The sequence below is a fragment of the Stieleria magnilauensis genome (genome assembly GCA_007753675.1).
GTDB lineage: Bacteria > Planctomycetota > Planctomycetia > Pirellulales > Pirellulaceae > Stieleria > Stieleria magnilauensis.
Window position 1 is genome coordinate 884,310 of the sequence record CP036432.1, and the last position, 20,179, is coordinate 904,488.

Genomic DNA, 20,179 nt, shown 5'->3' on the forward strand with positions numbered 1-20,179 from the left:
TGGTAGAGTCACACTGGTGTCACGCATCGCTATTCCAGTCGCGTGCTAACCTTCAGTGGCTGCACGGGAACCATAAAACCGTGGAATGACCATGTTTCCAGCTTCATGGTACGGCGGGAACAAACGGATCGGGGTGCCGTTGATGTCGGCCAAGGCTCCGGACCAAACTGCCTGATAGAGTCGTTTCAAATCATTCCTATCGTCTTCCGTTAGTTCACTAAGGCTTCCATAGTTCATAATCGAAAACGCGCGATGGTTACCAAATATCTCACTAGGCCATGCTTGTTCGCTAACTTGGGCAAAGAAATGTCGTAATCCAAAGACATGTCCGAGTTCGTGAATGAACGTATCAACTTGTTCTTTCCGCGACTGCTCAAGCGCGAGCGGGTAAACGTGAAAATCATGTCTACCGGAATCCGGAAAAAATGCACTTGCAAGCGTGCAACCAGACGGCGTGCAACGGTCTTTGGCATTGACGATGACGCGAAAATCGTAAGAGTCGCGCTCTTCACGCAACTTGATGGGCGCAGCGTCCCCCCACGCCTCCATCGCTTCTGTCATCAGCTCACGCACAGTCCGTTTGACCGACGATGGATCAGGGTGATCTGAGATTGCCACGTCATCGAACCACCACCGCAATGTCGTACCGTAACGCCATAGCGGTACGAATCCTTCTGACGCGTCCAAGAGGATTGAACTTGGGCTAACATCATCTGCCGTCGGGAACCCCCGTGCGTCTGTCGAACAGATTGTATTCTTTCCTATCTGATGAACTTTGCGTTGAGAGCGCCGACTTTTGGAGGCGCCCTGATCTTCGCTGTCCACCCTACCGATGTCATTCACTAGCCCAGAGTCGTCCAGTTGTTTTATCAAGTATTGGAGAAGATCCTTCAGGTCCGATTCATTTTTCTTATTGGCCATGTTTTGCTCCATTGCGTAAGTTTTGCGGATCGTAAAAAACGAGGTTCATCATGCGCGTGACGATGCGCGTGACGAAAGCTTCTTCCATCGGATTGCTATGGGAAGCCAGTTGTCGAGGAGCCACCAACGGACTCAGCACTTTCTGTTGTCGTAACGACTAGTCAGTTCAAGTTGAGATTGTGTGGCCATACATGGTGTCGTCATAAGCTTGGCACGGCTTCATCTCCTCCAAAGAAGAATTCGGTTGCGGATTTCATGCTCGGTTGACGCGCATCTTCGGATGCGGCCATCGAAGCTCGGGCTCGGGGTTCTGGAGGAGGGAATAGCAAGTGCACGACTTGCTTCATGGTGTCGACGTCGAATCCTTGTTGCGGTTTCGCCCAAGGCTGATCGTGCTCGACCCAGTTCTCGCTTTGGAACCAAGGCAGGCCGCCGACGTCGGTTCGTTGGACTTCACCGGGATGAGCTGCTTCGTGGGCTGCAAACCAGTCTTCGATTCGATCGTCGACCCAACCGTGTAGTCGCCAGAAGACCGGGTTCACGTGCGATGAATAGAAGTCGCCGAGGAAGTCGTTGCTCGAATTCGCCCAACGGCTGTCGATGTCGCCCACGCTTCGACCCAGTGGCACTTTCGTTCCATCGGGAAGTCGTGGAATCGAGGCCCACCGCATGTGCATGTCGTTGTGAATCGAGTACTCCAACAACGCACCAAGTTGTCCCAGCGTCAGACGTGCCAGCCGTTCGGGATTCTTGAATTCGCGATCCCACCACTGCATCCGCGACCAGAAATATTCATCACTCTTGAGCGCTCGGATGCGACGTTCCAGATGAGGCAAACCGGGCCATTGCCATGCAGGCGGAACAACAAACCCATCAGGGTTGCCAGGCGCCGGGAGCGTCGGGTTCGCTTGTGTGAAATCAGGCTCTGCGCGCACGGCACCCGGCTGAGCAGGACTCGGCCAATGGCGAATCGGCACTAGACCTGCACGGTGCATCATGTGCCGAACGTGCGAGATCATCTCGCGGTGCATGTAAAGAAAGTCGATTCCTGATCCATTGTTGACTGCGATCTGGCCGTTCTCGATTCCCAGTCGCGGCGGTTCCCAATGGAGTGCGCGAATTTGCTGGCGGGTCTCATCTGAAACTTCAGGCGACAACCAAAATTGTCGAAGCGAATGCCAAAGCAAATGATGCAAGCGATGTTTCTCGCCCGCCAACATTCGGATCACAGGCGCGGGCAGCGGGATGACGTCTCTCGGCTCTGGAAACTCTTTGGCTACGGCTACGAAAGACGCAACGACCCCCGCCGGTGCATTTCCATGTGGAACACTACGGATGACCGTCCCCACAATCGCGGGAACTTGATCGACTCCTTCCGGCCATTCGGGTGCGAGATAACCCACGTAGTCGTAGACCCAATCCTCTGCACTCGTGCCAGCGACACCAATGCCACGCAAACGAATGCGATGAGGCGATCCGTGCTCAATCCTGCCAACCATTTCCAGTCGGGCATCATCAACTTCGGGTGGATCGCTACGGAAAGCGAGCTGGCCTCGGACATTATCGTGTCCGACAACCGGATCAAAAACCAACTCGGCCTGACCAAATAGCAAGCGTTCGGCCAGCGACTGCGTGGCAACAACTTGTGCTTGAATGTTACGAAAACTGCGATAGACCCACGCACCAGTCAATATGTTGTTCACGATCCACCGTCCCCGCGCGAAGTACTTTCAAGCAAGCATTCACATTCTGCACTTTCAACAAAGAACATGCTACGGAAGGCTGTGGGAATCGTTGGTGAATGAAATCTCCCATCCTAACCGTCTTAGTAACCTGCTCCGATGTCTAGCTCGGAAGGCAAGAGCCGAAGTGTGTCGTAGTTGTTGACACCGTCGGATTTGAAGATGTTTTCGAGTTCGTCGAGCTTTCCCTTCATGCGATCATGCGCGGCTCGATACTTCTGATTGACGCCCGGGTCTTGCAAGTCATCGAAGACGTTCTTGTAATCGGTTTTCAAAAGTGTGTAGCGAACTCGGGAGGTCGCCATGGCGACACAGGCAAGGGATCGCCAATCGTCGAGACCGTAGGGACCTCCGTCTTTGGGGACTTGCACTTTGTTGATGCGCGGGTCGAGTGCCAAGCGAACGCCAGATGTCCCGTAGACTTCGTGGCGGATAATCAAATGGTGCATCATGTCGGCAATGAATCTCGCCAAACCCTGTCGCGTCCGCAGTTCGCCAAATCGCGCTGGCATTGGTTCACGAAAAGTCGCGGACAGGTTGGCGTAAAGCATCTGCACGCACTCGTCGGCGGCAACTGCGCCGTCGCTGGCATAGGCGGCGTCTACAAGATCAGTGGCATATTTCAGCCAGATTGCGGCGTAGCGTTTTTCCCAGACAAGACTTGACCGAGGCAAGACGTCTTCGAGAGCTTGTCCGGCGCGTCCGGTCAACAGAATCCTTTCGCGGAGATCAAAATTTTCGTCGCCTGCCAGCGCGTACTCGCCAAAGCGATCATTCAAATGACGCATCAAGGATACATTGGTGGTAGCGAAAATCTGCGGAAACACAGCTTTGTCTTCCAACAAGTTTTGCGTCGTCAGCTCTTCGGCCAATTCATGTGCAAACAAGTGTGGATACAGCGCCAATCGAACCGGATGAAACCACTGCTGCTTGGCATCAAACGAGTTGAATAGGGCGACCTCGACCAAATTCAAGCCCATGTGAATTTCAACAAGGTGCTTTCCGCTGACCACATAGAAATAGACGGACGCCAAAATCATGTCCTCAGCGTGACGAAATCTTGCATCGGTCGGATCAACCGCCAGCTCGACGTCCGAATGTGGGGCGACGACGTGTGTTAGGTTCATACAGCGTTCCGCGTCATCGATCACAAAGTAGGCCATGCCTCCGTAGGACTCGTAGTCCGATTTGGTTGCATACTTTTCCAGTCGTGACAGGTCCATCACGAAAGCTTGCCGACCGTCACGATTTATTGGCTGAATAAAAGTACCTGCGATTCCATATTCAACCAGGAATGCCAGTAGCTGCCCATTCTTATAAGCTTCGATCGCCGTTTGTGGCGTCGGCTGAAATCCAGGGCCGCGCACGCCCGACTCGATCGAAAACCATCCGAGCCTGGGCAAATAGACTCGTTGCAAAAATTGGTTCGGCCAATGGTCATGACCATCCGTCCACGGCTGCATTCTTGGCTTCAGTCTTAGCGGCACATCGATATTGGCAATCGGAAAGACCCGATTGACAAGACTGGCCGTCGCGAACGCGAACTTCACTAGTCGCGCAAGAAAACCGAACGCATGAACTTTTAGCGTTAGGGCTTCATCAAGGCACGGCACACTGACCGGGTGCGTCAGGTTGCGTGGATGCGCAATGTAGTACGGGAGCAGTCCGAGCGGTTTCAATTCGTCTTCGCGTCCGTCGTACAGTTTCCCAAGACGATCCGGACGCTTGATTCGCATGCCTCCGGCAATGAACAAATAGAAGTAAGGCCAAGTCCAGCCTGAGACGAGCGAACGAAATATGGCCCAAGTTTGTGGAAGGAGATAGAAAGCCAGTCCCATACCGATGGGAACGGAAACCAGCAATCGCAGCCCGATCCCTGTTTCGATTTTGTGCGGCGAAGCCTCGGATTCGCGCTGAAATCCGAAGTAGAGCAGGACGACGACCGCCGTCGCCACGAGGTGAAAAATCGTACTTCGCCGAGGCGTTTCCGAACCGATGACTGTTGTGGCGAATAGACCCAACGCTGCGATCGAGAGTGTGACACGCACCCAAATTCCACCCAGCAGCCCATCGGATGCAAACACGAGCGTGAGCAATACCAACAAACCAATTGCCAGAATCGCAGCCGCGATGTATTGCGGTCCCCGAAACAAGAATACGACCAGAAGGAATCCGGTGACGACGCCCACCAACGCCGTCACCCAGCCGGCGTGACCGAAAGCACCGAGCGTCAGCAGTCCGTATGCGAGGTAAACCGACCCGAACACGGCAGCCAGATTGCCAAGACGAATCGCCTGAAGGACACGACCCATCGCAGTCCCCAATAATTGGTAAGGCGCGGCGCGAAGCAGCAGCCAAGTCTCGTAGAGAAACCCAAGTCCACTGCCAAATGCCGTGAACCAAAACGGAGCGACTGCCCAGCGTGGCAGAAGGGGCAGATAGGCAATCGCCAACACCGAAGCAACAAAAAATACCAGCAAGCTCGCCGCCGAAAAAAACGAATCGGTGACACCAAAGTTTGGTGGCACCGGCAGCGTGAACTTTTCCGTTCCCGGCGGCGTGATCTGAGTATTCGCTTGCACGGCTATAGGCTCGGTCGAACGGAGTTACAGGTTGTCTTGGATGAACTTCACAGATTCTTTGAGCGATTCTTGTCGAGCGGTTTTATTGTCAGAATCGGGTCCCTGAAATCCATGATTGGCACCTGTATGGTAGATCGTTACTGCAGACGCTCCCTCGGCAAGCAGGTCAGCCTTGATAGGCGTCGCGTTGAGATTAATAGGAACCAATCGATCTGATTTTCCATGATGGATCATGACTTTGAGCGATGGATTCGCAGAACCTCCCAGGCCTTTCAAGGGCGTCAGTTCTCCGAGGTCCACATTGGGTGGAAATCGATAAGGTGAAAAATACTCAATCAAGACATTCACCGAGTCGCGAATTCGCAAACCGAGAAATCCACCTAGTGAAAATCCAATGAACCCCACCTTGGAATCGTCAATGCCGGGCAACGCTTTCGCTGCAGTGACGGCATCCCGAAGCACCTGCTCCCACTGCTGATGTCTGGGAAGAATCTGCGAAAAGACAGCCGCCGAACTGCCATGCGGAGTCGGCGGATCTAGCTCGAAGTAGTCTGGAATCAAGGCGAGAACTCCGGCGTTGGCGAGCGCCTTTGCATGACGCTCAATTTCAGGCTTCCACTCTGGAGTCAGTCCATCACTGCCATAGGCAATTACGACGGCACGGTCATAGGTTGTTGCGGGCACTTCGGCCGTCCAAGAAATGTTCTCGATTGCTGAGCCAGTACCTGTGGGGAAAGTCGCGGGTATCATTCGTTTTTCCTTCTAGTGTGCATTGACGCCAACGAAGACGAGACATGCGTCTTGTGCGGGACGATCGCCCGATGCTGAACGAGGTATCTGAACAGTTGCTCGGCATCGTGTCGTGAAGTTTGCCGAGACCAAACGGATATCAATTCCTTGCCACTACGAGATCCGTCGACGTGTCGTGTGAACTCAGTGATGGGTGTCCCGCCGAAGCGTGTGATGGGCTCTTGCTGTTCAAGACACATGCCCACTTCCGAAACGATCTTGTCATTGGCAAGTGCTGCGCACTCACGAAATGAGACACGCCCTCCGATCCATAGCTTCTCGGAGAAGTCAAGTGATGGTTCTAAATCAGGTTGAGAGCCGGCGTCTTTTCTTGTCTCTCGACTCAGCCAAAAACTCGTTGGACACACCTTTGCATGATCGGAATACAGTCGACCGGTATTTCGCTTGTGCAGGTCGGCACTTCGATACACCTGTTTTGTGTAGAAATCTTGTGCTAATCGAGCATTTCCGCCAGCATGAATCGTGTTGACAACGGCAGCGGCTTGGAAGCCGCTTACCATGGCGCAGTGCAGTCCCTGAGACGAAAGCGGATCGTAGGAAATTGCTGATGAGCCCACCTTGATCCAGTCATCGCCAACGACTTGATTCGACCGGCTTGCGTTGACCAGGCAGGCGACCGGCTTTGCAATGGGAGCGTCACAAAGACGAGAAGCAAACTTGCACTCTACCAAGTTGGCGAAATAGTGCTGTGCCAAGTCGCGTTTGTTACGTGATCCTCGTTTCAGTGGGTCGACAAAAGCAGCAAACATCATTTTTCGCTGCCCGGCCGGGGCAAGCCAACACCAAGAGTTTTTCGTGGCTTCGATAAACGTCGTTGCACCCGGCGCATCTACGCGGTGCGTACCGATGAGTGCGATCGTGCGTGGTCGGATTAGCGTCCGCCCGTGCCCAAGCAAGTCGCGTGCTCCAGTCGCGTCGACTAGAAAGCGAGTGTGATGATCAACGGTGGTTCGCTCCGTATCCACAGTCAGGATCCAGCCACCTCGTTCACCGGCCTTCTGAGGGCGAACCTTGCGAACACGCGCCAACTCAGAAACAACAGCTCCCTGAGATTTCGCAAAACGCAAAAGGGCGGCATCGAACTGCCCACGATCAACTTGAATCGCCGTAACGTGACGTTCGTGGGTTTCATTGGCCCATCGAATGGTCGCTCCGGTAGTCTCCTGGATGATGGACTCCTCGATACCCTCCGTCATTTCGATGAAACGGAGGAACCGATGGCCTTGCCAAGTCAACGATTCTGCGCGATGGCGTTTTTTCAATCCAGTAGCGTCAAACACGGTCGTACGAAAGCCGAGTCCAGACAGTCTGGCAGCCGCGATAGACCCGGCTGGTCCTCCGCCAATGATCGCTACGTCCGAATCGAACCGCATCAGTCCGCTACCCCGAAGTACCAGGGCGAATGAGCGCTCAGTTTGGCATAGGCGTCCAGGCAGTATGCAAGCCAGCCACGAATGAACTCACAAGCGGACCTCCCGCGGTGGATTACTTCGTGATGGCAGCCACCACCACACAAATACCTCGCCCAGCAACTCCTGCACGGTTCTTGCATGTGAACATGCCGATTCGAGGTCCATTGGGTACGTGCGGTTTCGCTAACGCCACTTTGAAGATCACCCATCCAACGCTCATCGTCGTTAACGAATCGATGGCAGGCGTAGTAATCACCTTCGGCACCCACGCCGACGTAGCTGTCTCCCGCTCCGCAGGGTAACGCACGCTGGGAGCCTCGATGTATCTCCTGCATTGCATTGACGATATTCAGAAACGGATACCGTCGTCGTGCCGCAACGGCTCGCTGGAATTCGTCGCCACACTCGATCATTTGCCGCAGCATCCGCTTCAACGACCGGTTGTTCATTTCGCCGTTTCCAGTGGGCGAACTGAGCAGCGGAGAAACCCCGACGCTATGAAATCCTCGGTCAATCATGTTTTGAAGGAACTCGACCAGTGAACCACTGCTAGGAGTTACCGTCGAACGCACAGACACCTGCATCCGACGTTGCTGTCGAAGCAATGGCCGGACTCGATCCATCAGCCGATTGAATGTGCCGTTGCCCTGTTTGTCGGGGCGGGCATGGTCATGTTCGCTGGGCAATCCATCGACACTGAGTGTGACGGCGAAGCCATGTTCCTCGAAGAAATCCCCGTCTTCAGGTGTGAGCAGCGTACCGTTCGTTGTGATCGAAAAACCGACATCAACATGGTGATCCGTAGCGAACTTTACGGCGTGTTGCGTCGCAGACTTCAGCACACGACGATTCATCAATGGCTCGCCGCCCATGAACGCAATGTTCACTCGATTGCCTGTTCCGACATCACGAATCAATCGTTCGATCGCGCCGATCGCGACTTCCTCCGACATGCTTCGTTGTGGTTGCCCGAATCCACCCTGTTCGGCATAGCAATACGAGCAGGCGAGATTGCATTTTTGAGAAACCGCCAACGAAATGGCGGATACGGGATTTGGGACGGGTTTGTCGGCGACAGGCTTCAAACGGCATCCAAGCGATTTCAGCGCCGCACGCATTGCTTGCTCGTCATCTTTGCAGTCTGACAGCATGGCGTAAGTCTTTTCGTCCGTACGAAACAATTGACTGCCCTGAACAACGAAAGCGTATTTACCTGCGTCAGAATCAAACAGAAACGCTTCAGAGAGACCCCGACTAATTCGTGCTACTTCGTCCTGAGCGGTTGCAACTGGGCCGTCGATGATAGGCAAAGAGATGTTCACGACTGATCGTTTCCCCCGATGATGAACTTCAAGTGTTCTTCCCAAGCTTGATATAGGTCCTCGTAAGAAATTTGGTCTGCGGCTCCGATGCGATCCCAAGTGACTTGATTGTCGGTTAACGCTTTGTTGGCATCGGTACGATCCTTCAACATCCAATTGTGCCCCTTGGTGCCGCCGCCATCTGGTTCGGCATTCACAAAATCGGGACGACTGGCGGCCCAGTAGTAGCAACCGCATTCGCGGTAGTCGGCTTGCCAAGGTGAACAAAGCCCTTGGGTCAACGTTCCGGCCGGGATGACCGCCGGATCCAACTGCCCGTCCTTGAAGAAATCGCGTATCGTCAAATCGGCGGAAATCGGTGCGGCGCCTTCGGTGACGAAACGACATCGCACCGTATTGCCGGAATGCTGCTGGACGATTCGGGCAAGCGCATTCGTCCATTCCAGGTTGTTGTCTCCAAGCACTCTCTGGTTGCCCGCCGGATCTGGACCTACGACGTCGACTTGCATCGCATCGCCATCGACATCCAATATCCGCATTGCCGGCTCCACGCCTTGTGCAGCGATGGCGGGATCGTTGACGTCGATCACGTAGTTGAAGGCCTCGTGGACTTCGATACCGACGAAAACGTTTTTCCAAATGACGCGAAAGTCAAATTCAAGTCCAGGGAAACAATTGGAGATCGATGTGATCGGATGGGCGCTCGGCGGATTTCCTCGTCCGCGATACAACGATTGGGCAGTCAGGTTGGTTGGTTGTAACGATGGCATCGAGCGTCCTCTGTTGCGGCTTTAGACAATTGGATCGTCATCGAGTGGTAACGAGTTGATCCACGCCTCGACGATTGGAACTTCCAGGGCTTGATCGAATCCAAAAAACATTGGGTGTGCGGAATTCGTGATGAGGCTTAAGAACGCGGAATTGGCGGGATCTTGAGGCCGAATCAGTGGCTCGCCCTCTAGTTCAGGGATGATGTCTCGTACGACGGTTTCGGTTTGTAGATAGCGAAGCAAGGCCGGCGGATCGGCAAAGAGCGATGCGAGAGAACCACCACCGTCGGTTTGAATACCAAGGTGACGATTCGCAAATGCAGCCTTGCTCTCAATCAACGCGATCATTGCTTGCTCGGGTGTCACCGGATCGGGCGATGATTCCAATTCATCGATCGCAAGTTGAATCTGGTTTAGCAATCGACGCGTGAGCGCCAGATAGCGTCCATCGCTGCCCCGCATCATTGCCGGCATCTTCTGGCGACCCGCATCGGTCAGATCGCCAACCTCGTCATATTCTCTCAGCCGTTGTTGCATGGCAATCAAGGATGATCGGGCTGCCGCACGGTTGGCCGGTGTGTCGTTGTCCTCCAATCGATCGAGGCTGCTGAGGACAGCTTGGTGAAAACCGACCACCGCTGCGTAGCGCGCTCGTGCCGGAGGACGAAAAATCGGTTCGCCGAGGCGCCCGGCACCGCGATCATGGTTTGGCATTCCCCGCTCGTTCAACGCGTCCGTATTCATCAATCGAATCGACTCCACCGTGCGTCGAATCAGCTCGCGCGACTCCGCTACAGCGTTTGCCGCATTCCCCGGTTGCGGACCAAGTAGTATTTGCTGCGCGTCGTCAGTAACGCTTCGCAGTGGCAAACTGTCCGGTGCGAAATCAGGTGGTCCCGAGGAAACGCGGGCGGTTGAAACAAACTCCCGTTCACCCACGGTGACAATGGCTTCGACGATCGCGTCACACGTGTCATCGAGATAGCCCGCGCTATTCCCAGCCGCATCGCGGGCATAGATCCCGCCAGGGAACGTGAACAAGGGGGTACCCGGCGCACCATCACGGTGACCGACCCAATTTCCGCGAGTCGAATCGTAGACATCGTCAACCGTGTTCGGATCGTCTGCGTTGGGACCAAATACACTCCCCACCGCTGGTGTGAAACGAAGACGCAGTTCTGGAAACTCGTCCGTGGGGCGAATGAACTGAACACTGCCCAGCGGAATCGATTTTTCGATTCCAGGTTTGAAGTTGCTGCAGCGCCCGACAAGTTCACGCGAATCGTGGTCCTGAATCTCGCCCGTATCCGCTTGGACCTTGTCATCATCGTCGCCAGTCCGGCGCCATGCTTTCAGGTTCGCCGCACGGACTCGCCACTTCACTTGCCCGCCAAGTTCTCTCAGTTTTGAAATTGACAGCGGCTCGTAGTCACCATCCTGCTGCAACTGTGCCCATATTTCTAAAAACGGGCAGACAGGGCGAATTCGGCCATCGTCTTTGAAGCGGACTTCATTCGGCGTCCGAACCTCCGTGATCGTTCCCGTCGCTCGATCAACGACCAAAGTTTCTGCGCCGCGAATCGTACGGCGACCATCATCGTCAAGTTCGAAATCGTAGTTATCTAACGGTTCCGTTGCCGAACCAAGTCGCGCGATTGCAATCGGAGGAAAGATCCGTATCGCGTGTAACGTGTCATCATCACTTGTTTGTCTTAGGAACTCAGCAACGGTTTCTTTTCGAACCTCATCCCTGGTTTCTAAGCGATCCAGATATTCGATTTCGTCTGAGTTGAGACCGAGTTCTCGTAGCGATGCAATGATCTTGGCGCTATTCTCAATGGAATCTCGGTGCAAACGCCAACGGTTATCCTCTTCGTCGGGGATTGCTAGTGTGTACGGAAGCTCGAACGGCAATCCGGCTCGCGCTTCGTCTTCTTCATCGCCGAGAGGTCGCTGGACAATCAGACGATTGATCGGGAGCAACTCATGCATTTCGTCAAAGGTCCAATCGACGAGTTCATCGTGGCCGACGATGCTGTCGCTGTCTTCCGCTGACGGGATCGAAAGAGAATGAAGCAAATGCGCAAGCAACATGCGGTAGCGTCCATTTGCCAACTGGGCAAATCCTCGGCTTACCGGATGAGTGATTCGCCCTCGGTCAAAATCATCCGCTCCCGACTCCACATCAACGCCGTCATCGGACTGTGGAGCAAGGGTGGTGTTGGGATGTGTGGGAACATGACGAGTCGCTCGCCAAGCATCCGGTTCCGGGAAGGCTTCGTAGATGTCGAAGAAACGGCGAAAATGAGAGACCGGATCGTCAGCATCATTGATCGGCGATGACATGCCCTCGCCTTGTTCCCCGATGTCGTTGATTGCCGCGACCGCATCATCACGGTTGCGGATCGAACGGATGATCAACCCCTCTCCGCTACCCGGCACTGATTCCTCGTATCCTTGTCCCCAATTGTCTGCCGTTCCTTGAAACGTTTCGCTACTTGGCTGGAACGTCGAACGGGGTAGCGTCGCGGCCAATTCTGACAGTCTGGCGAACAGAACACCGACATGATTTAATTCCAGGTCGTCCGGCGAAACGCGTCTGGCACGCTGTACCACGTCGGCGTAGGCCGGGTCGGTTTCCAAGTTCGACGGCATTTCGGCGAAGACGTATTTCGACAATGAATCTCGGGAGAGTGGTTCAAGCTGGAACGGAAACGGATACAGCCCACTGCGAAACGGCATGTCTTCGCGTTCTAGGTTGAGCGGGCCGCCGACGGAACGCAATAAATTTTGAACCGTCAACAAATGCCCCATTTCTTCCATCGCGATCATGCGCAAATGACCGCTCCAAAGTCCTACGAGTCGCTGTTGCTCAGGGTCAGCAAAATCGCTGACTGGCCGCAACGAAAACCAGGCGTAGAGGTATTGAACCATCAATGCGTGTTCGATTTCTGCCGCGGTGTGCAGCAAGAAGATGAACTCGTCTCGATCGCTCAAGGGAGGGTCATGCCCGATGGCCCGACTGGCCGCTGCCGCAGCGAGCGGACCGGCTCCGAGAGCCATGAAATCGACCGATGCAGGTCGCGAAAACCGCAAATGACGCGTGCGTCGTGTCGCCATGTTGAGAACCCCAAATGTGATTTAGATGATCGACTTCAGTTCATTGGCGATGTTGCATCGTTCGGGCTCCAAACATTCACCACGTTTCAATTCTGGCAAGCTCAGCTTTTTGCCGGCGTATTTGACTTGGCCTGCCTGGATCTCAATCGGCTTGCCTCCGAAGCTGTTGAACCGGATACAATAATCTTCGGTGTACGTTGCGCTCTTCCGATAAAGCATGTCGACGGCGACTCGTTGGCCCAGCAATACACTTTGCGTGTAATCGCTTCGCCAATGGACGCCGGCCATGTTGCGACCGATCGCGATGTTGGCGGCTAGCTTGTTGAGCTCTAGCTCAACAGTCATCTTTCCGCTGTGCGCGTCCATCCCTTGATACGGCACAAGGTGTTGCCCATCGGCGGTTGCCTCGACAGGACCGATGAATTGGACGGTTCCGTCAAAGAATGCCTTCAACACGGTGACGCAAGCGCCGGCGACCGTCGCGTGTCCGGCTCCGTAGGATGGATGCGTTGGCGATCCTTCGGGAAAAGCCATGGGGAGCAAAGCGCTTGGATCGTGATCGCGATGTCGGCTTCGCCCTTTTCCACGTGAAGCTGTGAGACGATCCAATGCGCAGCTGGCGCGAAGGATGCGTTCGACTTCGATGTCAAACGCTTCGTAGGGCACGGGAACACCATCGACGATCGCGCGATGAACCAATCCGGAGTATGCCTCGGGACGAAGTCGTAAATGGGTCCATTTTTGTCGCCATACCGCTTTGAGTGCGCGAGTCGCGACTTCGGTGACTTGGGAAAGAACTTGCGGTCCACCGAATGTGCCAAACCCATCTTGGTCGGGATATTTCGGTGAGCCGCGGTCGGCCGACTTCAAGTAAGCTTCGTTGTCGTGTGGCCTTTGGTCCTGTCCAGTCCCCATCACGGAGCATCCTGGACCGTACGGATTGCCGGGATTGGTTGGGTAGCCACTACCAAGCAAGATCAACGCAGCGTTCAAGTAGGCTTCGTAAAGAGCGTCGTAGTGGACGTAAGTCGCCAAATCCCGCATCGTCGATAGATATCGCCGCTGGGACGGATCGTGCTGACCAACCAAGTTTTGATTGGGGTTTCGTCGCTCTCCGTCTTGGACATGCAGCCACTCGGACCATTCCGTCATGTAGTCAATGCCGGATGCGGCATGGATGCAGCGTTGAGGAATTCGTAATGTTCCGTACGGGATTTCGTGAAGCAGAAACTGAGAAAGATACGGGCCAATACTCTCCGATATGCCGGCGGTTTGGTCAGCGAAACGTGCCAGTTCACCACCACGAAACAGGCTCTTCGATGTGATCGGAATCACCTCGAAGCCGGCGTTCGTAGGATTTTCGTTGGGGGCGTCACGATTGATGAACAGCGGCAGGGTGCTAAGTTCCTCGGCGGCGGCGGCCACCAGCGGATGATCGTCCCACTGGGCAAACGGCACGTCACGCAACAACGCCATCCAGTACAGCTCGATCATCTCCGCCGCTTCTTCTTGGCTGTTCAAATCCGGCGGCTCTGGAATGACGTAACAGCAAGGATCGGTGACTTCTGTGTCGAGGGCCCAACCGGATTGAGGATTAACGAACCGACGCAAAGAATCACACGTCTTGCTACGAAGCTGAAAACCTCGTTTCGCAACTTGTCCTGGATCCGCGTTCAGCTTCTTAAGCTGATCGACAAATAGTTGAAACTGGGACGCATTCACTTCACCCGTCGTCGGATCGTGGTCGAGTCCTTTTGAAAACCGCGCCATGGGGCTTTCTGCTGCAACAGTCAATCTCGTTTCAAAAATGTTTCGGCAGTCCTTCGTGGATGCCTTCCGCGTCGTTGTCTTGGTCCGACTATTAGCCGAGGATTTCCGTTCTCCTGTTGACTTGCGCGTTGCCTTTTTCTTCGCCATACCAACGATTTCCGTGATGCAGTTTGTTCGAGACCAATATTCATGCTGTTACACATAGGATTGTGTCCCATGCCTGCCTTGGGACTACGGAAGCCGATAGGAACGGCAGTTAACTGTATTGACACAGCGGCTGCCGCCTGGAGTAACGGCTCGACTGAATCCAGCAAGTCTCCAGGGATCAGTCACCAGAAATGACGAGCAAGTTGACTGTTAACGAAGTCAACTGGTCACATTGCCTCCCCACAATTTGCCAATCAAATATGCACAACGATCTCTGCCGTATCGCGTGTCATCCGGCCAACAACAGGCCGGTATGCCTTCAGAAGCGAAAACTGCGTTTATGGTTTCGGAGTAACCGCGACTGTCCAGCAATCAGCGAAAAGTCCAGGATCTAACGCTGCTGCGGGAAGCCATCCGTTCCCATTGTCTCCCCATTCGCTTCCCCAGGATGTGCGGACCAAGACAGCTCCTTGGTTTCGGCCATAGCAATGAGAGTTGTAGCCAATCTTCGTTACTGATCTGCTTCGACTTGTTATACGGAGGAAAGAACCGGAAGTAGTGAAAGCTGGCTACCGGCTTAGCCGATTGGTAGACAAACGCGTGAGGTTCTTCATTGACATAGGCAGGCTCGTAGGGCCATATTTCTTCAGACGGGACGCTGAAGTGCTGAAGCGCTTTTCCGTTTGTGTCGTGTCGCTCCCACACAACGCCTTCGCCTGTTCCGTCTCCACGAAAGTGCATTAGCTCGTTGACCTGTTTTCGGTTGAGGCACTTGATAGTGTCTGCCAATCGACGCTTCGCATCCTGTTCCGGCTGCGGTGGAAGCGGATCGTCAATTCGTTCGGGCCAGCCTTCTTCCTCAAACGCACACAACACAGCCTCCTGATTTGCCGCTGGCCATTTAAAGCGTTTCACAATCTGACCGTCGATTTGAAGCCTCCGTGAATCAGCGTTCCATTCCGGCATTGGCAACGGCAAGGGCGAGTTGGTAACTCCTCGCCCATTGTTGCCCGGCGATGCCGCATGTCCGTTGTTCGAGGGATCGCATCGCGATTGTGCCGCTTTTACGCCCGCTTTCGTGAGAACGAAGCAAGTTCGGCGAGAAGTATGTCTCGTATTCAGAAGGTGAAAAAATTGTTCGTTAACATTCGTATTTTGTTCTGCCTGATCGCGGCATTGGTCTGCGTGACATTCGCGACGGGTCAGGGCAGCTTCGACGAGGAGCGAGAACGGTTCCAGAGGCGGATAACGAATCGACAAGCTCAAGAAGCATTGAAACTTGAGTCACCCGGCCTGACCGGCATGATCGATTTGGCGAAGCGTGCGAAGCAACGGATTCTGGATGTAGGTCTGCAGGTCGGCGTTGGAGAGGGCACCGAGGTAACGCTTGGCACCAAGCAGGCGGATGAGATGATTTTCATGCGTCTTCATCGTGTTGATGCTGTTCTGCTCCAGGCTGCCTGCGGGAATGGCGTCGAAGAATTCCTTCAGTAGTTCATCGAGCCGGCAGTCCCGAACCACGGTCTTGCCATTCTTCTTGCCGTCGCTGAGCAGGAAAGTCGGGATGTCGACGCCGGTGGGGAGGTCGATGCGGCCGGATTCGATCAGGCTGATCGTGTCCTCAAGACGGACCTTCTTTGAGTTCGCCTTCCGGCGTTCGGTGGTTTTGAGGGAGCGGCGGAACGTCCGGCCTGCGAAACGGAAACCGATGTAGAAATGGCCGGAGGGATTCTGTTGAAGCCAAGCCATGGTGGCACCTCCATTGGGTGCGTTGATTTTTGGGTCGATTGATTGGGGAAACAATCAACGCCGAATCAACGTGAATCCAACGGTGCTACCAGTTTGCTACCACCCGCCCATGTGTGGGCCTTCGATTCAAGAGACGGGGTTTCGAAAAACCCCGCAAAAACCAAGTGCGGATGAGAGGATTTGAACCTCCACCCCCTTATCGAGGACTAGAACCTGAATCTAGCGCGTCTGCCAGTTCCGCCACATCCGCTTGGTTGACTGTGAAGAGTGGTCTCGGTCGGCCGAGGTTCACTTTTCCAGGGCCGGTAGATTATCGAGTGACGCCGGAGTGTGCAAGCCGTGTGTAGGGCTCTCCGCGACTGTTTTCCGATCACGGGAAAATGTAGCGGATCCAGTTGCGCAGACCCTGGCCGGGGACGTACGCGACCGGCTGGCCCCAGAGCCCTTGGCCGACTTGGACCATGTAGTTTTCTTGCCCTAACGTGATCAGCGAACGCGCCGGCGCGGCCGATGTGGGCACCGCCAGCGGCTGGGCGGTGGTGGGCGGATAAACCGTCGTGGGCGGAACCGTCGCCGCCGAAGGGATCTCCGCCGGTAGCATGCCGGGGGCTTGGGTGATCGGGCCGCAGGCCGACGACGAGTACGACGTCGGGATGACTTGCCCGCAGCCGCCGGCAAAGGCGCTGGCCGCCATGTAAGTACTCGGGGGCGTGATCAGGCGGCAGTTGTCCGCCCTGGCAAACGCATTGGTTTCCAAGGAGGGCTGTGGGATTTGATCCAGGTCTGACGGCGATGGAGCATAGGAGTTGTTCGGCGACGGCAAGGCACGTGGCGGAGCTGCGGCTTCGGGAAACGGAGTCGAGTTCGGAATCGCGGTGCTTGCGCCCGGCTGGGGCAATCCCGCGTTGGGCGCCTCGCCGGGAAGTGACATCCCCGAGTCCGCTAGCGGCGGCGCATCGAAACCGGATTGCATCCAGACCGTTTGTCGCACGGGGGCTTGGTTGGCAGACACCTGCCGAACCGACGCCGGGGCGGCTGGGACGGTCTGATTCTGCTGCCAATAAGCGGTCTCGTTGCGAACTGTCGTGGGCCGAGGCTCGGTGGCGCGCATTGCAACGTTGGTCGCGGCCGAGGCTGATTGTTGATTCTGGAATCGGTCCACGGCGCTCGCGGATCCGATCGGCCGCAAGCGAGTCATGGCCGAGCCGGATTGGGCTTGGCTGACCCCGTGATCGAGGAGAGCGAAGCAAGTGGCTGCGAAAACGATTTTGATGAGGGGGCGCGACATGGGACCATCGATGAGAAGGGGTGTTCAAAACCCGAAAACTGAACTGTTGGTAGTTGCTATGGGGCAGGCAATGCAAGATCGGTGCCAAAGCGGCGTCGCTGGGGACGTCTCGTGAAACATCGCCACGGAACGGCTCGCGCGATTGCCGATGGGCCTGGTTAAGCGTGAACACGGCGCGTGTTCCAGAGCCGAAGCCTCGCCGTGAAACTCGCGATGCCCGATGATCGAGTGTTGAAGATTTTACAAGGGATTGAAAAAACGGGTCGCGCAGACACCGACGATCGCTCAGTCAAACCCGACCGACCCTCTCCTCGCTTCGCTCGACCCTCCCTGCCAGGGAGGGTGACTTTAGATGCGACGACGCGTGTGCCCTCTGGTCGTTTTTTGACGAACGAGTGCCTTGGTGGCGAGCTAACAGGGTGTGGGATCGGGTTCCAGGCTCGTCGATGCGGAGGTGACAGTCTGCGAGCGTCTCCCACTCCAATGCATCCAACACTCTTATTCCGCCCGCTGTTTAGACCGCCAGCGGGACCATCGGCATGGCGAGGTCGGTCGAAGGGCAGATGACATCGTCGCTGACCTGCGACCAGTCTTCTTTGTGCGAGAGCATGACGAGCTTGTCATTGCCGCGGATTTCGTCGCACATCTTCGGATTCTTGATGACTTCGCCGCCGGCGCGTTTGACGGCAACCACGACCGTCGCCCCATCGCCGCTGGTTTCCAGGTCATGAATCGTCGCGCCGACGAAGATGGATTCTTCGTGAATATCGACTTCGACCATCCGCACCCCGAACACGTCGAGGTCTTGGTTGAGTCGATTGAACGCTTGCTTGTTCTCCACGATCGATTCGACCGTCGGGCAGGCGATTTGGTGGGCGATTCGGGTCGCCCCGATCATCGTCGGCGACACCACGCCATCGGCACCGCTGCGAATCAGTTTCCGTTCGGTCGATGGGCACTCGCAGCGGGCGATGATTTGGATGTTCTCGCACAGCTCACGGGCAGTCAGCGTCACAAACACGTTGTCGGCATCGTCCGGCAAAACGGTTGCCAGCACCGAGGCACGCTCGATTCCGGCCTGTAACAGGACGTCTTCTTGAGACGCGTCACCGGCGATCACCAAGGTCCCGTGCCGTTCGGCTTCGCTCAGCCGCTCGCTATCGCGATCGATCACGACAAACTTCACGCCCAAATGGGCGAGTTCGTGGATCAGGTTGCGGCCGACTCGACCGTAGCCGCACACGATCGCGTGCCCTGACAACGACTTGATTTCCTGGCACATGCGTCTGGCTCCTAGGGCCCGTTGGATTTCCCCCTCGGCGATCATCTGCACGAACCCGCCGAGGACATAGATGGCGGAACTGCACCCCGAAATGATGACCGCCAACGTAAACAATTTCAGCCGAGGATCCTCGACCGGATTCACCTCTCCGTAGCCCACCCCAAAGATCGTGATGACCACCATGTAAAGCGAATCGATGTACGACCATCCCGCCAGGACGTACCCGATGATCGCGATCAAGCAGGTGGCGACCAGCACGGTCAGACCAACTCGCATTTTGTGAATGGAGGTCGATCCGTTCATCGCATTGTGTTTCTCACCATCGATCCGCGATGCTCCGGTTTGCGTGTTAATTGCCTACCCGACTGTTGGTGTCTCGTAGCCCCCGAGCAAGTTCGGTGGGGGAACAACCTCAGGGGGGCCGTAGCCGGGCCAGTGTTGTTACGCCGAAAAGTCTTGGCGGTTTGGGGATTGAATCGGCCGGATCGTGAAAGCGTGCGCAGTCAACGGGCCGGGCGGGGCTCTGTTGACTTGGCCCGCCGACGTCGGCGGCGTATTTTTTGACTCTTCCAGTGAAGGCCCAGACGATGTCGGCACGCGTTTCTCATAGCCTGATCGACCCGATCATTTCACCGAAGTTACAGTCGCTGTACCCTCACCTGCGGATCCCCAGCGGGTTTCCGCCGGAAGGGATCGTCTTGATGGGGCATTTGTCGGCGATCGTCGGCGCCGTCGGGCTCGCGTTTTCAACGACCTATTGGTGGGCCGGCATCGTCGGTGCGGCGGGAATCGTCGGCAACCATTTGGCTGACTGTGTCGATGGCACGCACGCTCGACGGACCGGCCAGTGTCGCAACGGAGGTGAGTTGCTCGATCATTTCACCGATCCGCTTTCCTTTGCCTACTATCTGATCGGAATCGGAGTCGCCTGCGGACGATTGGATTTGGCCATCGTGGCGGTCGTTTGCCTGTTCGCGATCGCCGTGTTGACGAACATCAAGGCAAAGTTGGTGGGCGAGTTCACGCTGTCCCGATTCGGGCCGACCGAGTTCAAGACGCTGTTGAGCTTGATCGGGATTTCCACGGCGGCGTTGTTTTGGCTGCCGCAATCCATCGTCACGCCGGGGCAGTTCCTGCTGTTTACCTACGCCGCGTTGATCGTTGCCGGACTGGTCCAGTTGCCGATTCAGCTGATCCGATCGGTCAAGGAGGTCAATCAAAACGGCGCCGCGGCGGATACGACCGAGTGGCAATTGAAGTAGCT

At 55.6% G+C, this 20,179-nt stretch carries 15 protein-coding genes and 1 tRNA gene; 2 read left to right on the forward strand and 14 right to left on the reverse strand.

The window, feature by feature from the left end; translation table 11 throughout:
• Positions 1-45: 45 nt before the first annotated feature.
• The gene (locus TBK1r_RS03225; RefSeq protein ID WP_145207507.1) at positions 46-921 is read right to left on the reverse strand and encodes a zinc-dependent metalloprotease family protein; all 876 of its coding nucleotides are present in this window, start codon (positions 919-921) and stop codon (positions 46-48) included.
• Between the two features lie 200 nt (positions 922-1,121).
• Complete coding sequence (locus TBK1r_RS38190; RefSeq protein WP_419580920.1) at positions 1,122-1,757, reverse strand: hypothetical protein; 636 nt, start codon at positions 1,755-1,757, stop codon at positions 1,122-1,124.
• A gap of 642 nt (positions 1,758-2,399) precedes the next feature.
• On the opposite strand from TBK1r_RS38190, the gene TBK1r_RS38195 reads away from it, so the two are divergent.
• Positions 2,400-2,531, forward strand: a complete 132-nt coding sequence (locus tag TBK1r_RS38195) for a hypothetical protein (protein WP_419580921.1) — start codon at positions 2,400-2,402, stop codon at positions 2,529-2,531.
• 215 nt (positions 2,532-2,746) lie between these two features.
• Here TBK1r_RS38195 and TBK1r_RS03235 read toward each other — a convergent pair whose 3' ends face one another.
• From TBK1r_RS03235 to TBK1r_RS03290, 12 genes are all read right to left on the reverse strand, one after another.
• The gene (locus tag TBK1r_RS03235) at positions 2,747-5,245 is read right to left on the reverse strand and encodes a TgpA N-terminal domain-containing protein (protein WP_145207508.1); all 2,499 of its coding nucleotides are present in this window, start codon (positions 5,243-5,245) and stop codon (positions 2,747-2,749) included.
• 24 nt (positions 5,246-5,269) lie between these two features.
• On the reverse strand, positions 5,270-5,995 hold the full coding sequence (locus tag TBK1r_RS03240) for a dienelactone hydrolase family protein (protein WP_145207509.1): 726 nt from the start codon (positions 5,993-5,995) through the stop codon (positions 5,270-5,272).
• Positions 5,992-7,428 carry an NAD(P)/FAD-dependent oxidoreductase gene (locus tag TBK1r_RS03245; RefSeq protein WP_145207510.1) on the reverse strand — a complete coding sequence of 479 codons (1,437 nt, stop codon included), beginning with the start codon at positions 7,426-7,428 and terminating at the stop codon, positions 5,992-5,994. Before TBK1r_RS03245 ends, TBK1r_RS03240 begins: the two co-directional genes overlap by 4 nt.
• Positions 7,428-8,618: a radical SAM/SPASM domain-containing protein gene (locus TBK1r_RS03250; protein ID WP_145207511.1), complete on the reverse strand. Its 1,191-nt coding sequence runs from the start codon at positions 8,616-8,618 to the stop codon at positions 7,428-7,430. Before TBK1r_RS03250 ends, TBK1r_RS03245 begins: the two co-directional genes overlap by 1 nt.
• A 167-nt stretch (positions 8,619-8,785) precedes the next feature.
• On the reverse strand, positions 8,786-9,559 hold the full coding sequence (locus tag TBK1r_RS03255) for a hypothetical protein (protein ID WP_145207512.1): 774 nt from the start codon (positions 9,557-9,559) through the stop codon (positions 8,786-8,788).
• A gap of 21 nt (positions 9,560-9,580) precedes the next feature.
• Positions 9,581-12,679 (reverse strand): ferritin-like domain-containing protein, encoded by a 3,099-nt coding sequence (locus TBK1r_RS03260; RefSeq protein WP_145207513.1) that lies wholly within the window; start codon positions 12,677-12,679, stop codon positions 9,581-9,583.
• Positions 12,680-12,700: 21 nt separating this feature from the next.
• Positions 12,701-14,449, reverse strand: coding sequence for a vanadium-dependent haloperoxidase (locus TBK1r_RS03265; RefSeq protein WP_145207514.1), 1,749 nt, complete (start codon positions 14,447-14,449; stop codon positions 12,701-12,703).
• A 519-nt stretch (positions 14,450-14,968) separates the two neighbouring features.
• Positions 14,969-15,862 (reverse strand): hypothetical protein, encoded by an 894-nt coding sequence (locus tag TBK1r_RS03270; RefSeq protein ID WP_419580922.1) that lies wholly within the window; start codon positions 15,860-15,862, stop codon positions 14,969-14,971.
• An 18-nt stretch (positions 15,863-15,880) separates the two neighbouring features.
• Complete coding sequence (locus TBK1r_RS03275) at positions 15,881-16,345, reverse strand: hypothetical protein (RefSeq protein ID WP_145207516.1); 465 nt, start codon at positions 16,343-16,345, stop codon at positions 15,881-15,883.
• 165 nt (positions 16,346-16,510) lie between these two features.
• Positions 16,511-16,595: transfer RNA gene (locus TBK1r_RS03280), tRNA-Leu, on the reverse strand.
• Between the two features lie 120 nt (positions 16,596-16,715).
• The gene (locus tag TBK1r_RS03285; RefSeq protein ID WP_145207517.1) at positions 16,716-17,633 is read right to left on the reverse strand and encodes a hypothetical protein; all 918 of its coding nucleotides are present in this window, start codon (positions 17,631-17,633) and stop codon (positions 16,716-16,718) included.
• 514 nt (positions 17,634-18,147) lie between these two features.
• The gene (locus TBK1r_RS03290) at positions 18,148-19,218 is read right to left on the reverse strand and encodes a potassium channel family protein (RefSeq protein WP_145207518.1); all 1,071 of its coding nucleotides are present in this window, start codon (positions 19,216-19,218) and stop codon (positions 18,148-18,150) included.
• 269 nt (positions 19,219-19,487) lie between these two features.
• On the opposite strand from TBK1r_RS03290, the gene TBK1r_RS03295 reads away from it, so the two are divergent.
• On the forward strand, positions 19,488-20,177 hold the full coding sequence (locus TBK1r_RS03295) for a CDP-alcohol phosphatidyltransferase family protein (RefSeq protein WP_145207519.1): 690 nt from the start codon (positions 19,488-19,490) through the stop codon (positions 20,175-20,177).
• The last annotated feature ends 2 nt before the right edge of the window (positions 20,178-20,179 follow it).

Coding starts and splice junctions, on each gene's coding strand:
- TBK1r_RS03225 (WP_145207507.1), bottom strand. CDS start 921: ATGGCCAATAAGAAAAATGAATCGGACCTGAAGGATCTTCTCCAATAC.
- TBK1r_RS03240 (WP_145207509.1), bottom strand. CDS start 5,995: ATGATACCCGCGACTTTCCCCACAGGTACTGGCTCAGCAATCGAGAAC.
- TBK1r_RS03245 (WP_145207510.1), bottom strand. CDS start 7,428: ATGCGGTTCGATTCGGACGTAGCGATCATTGGCGGAGGACCAGCCGGG.
- TBK1r_RS03250 (WP_145207511.1), bottom strand. CDS start 8,618: ATGCTGTCAGACTGCAAAGATGACGAGCAAGCAATGCGTGCGGCGCTG.
- TBK1r_RS03255 (WP_145207512.1), bottom strand. CDS start 9,559: ATGCCATCGTTACAACCAACCAACCTGACTGCCCAATCGTTGTATCGC.
- TBK1r_RS03260 (WP_145207513.1), bottom strand. CDS start 12,679: ATGGCGACACGACGCACGCGTCATTTGCGGTTTTCGCGACCTGCATCG.
- TBK1r_RS03265 (WP_145207514.1), bottom strand. CDS start 14,449: ATGGCGCGGTTTTCAAAAGGACTCGACCACGATCCGACGACGGGTGAA.
- TBK1r_RS03275 (WP_145207516.1), bottom strand. CDS start 16,345: ATGGCTTGGCTTCAACAGAATCCCTCCGGCCATTTCTACATCGGTTTC.
- TBK1r_RS03285 (WP_145207517.1), bottom strand. CDS start 17,633: ATGTCGCGCCCCCTCATCAAAATCGTTTTCGCAGCCACTTGCTTCGCT.
- TBK1r_RS03290 (WP_145207518.1), bottom strand. CDS start 19,218: ATGAACGGATCGACCTCCATTCACAAAATGCGAGTTGGTCTGACCGTG.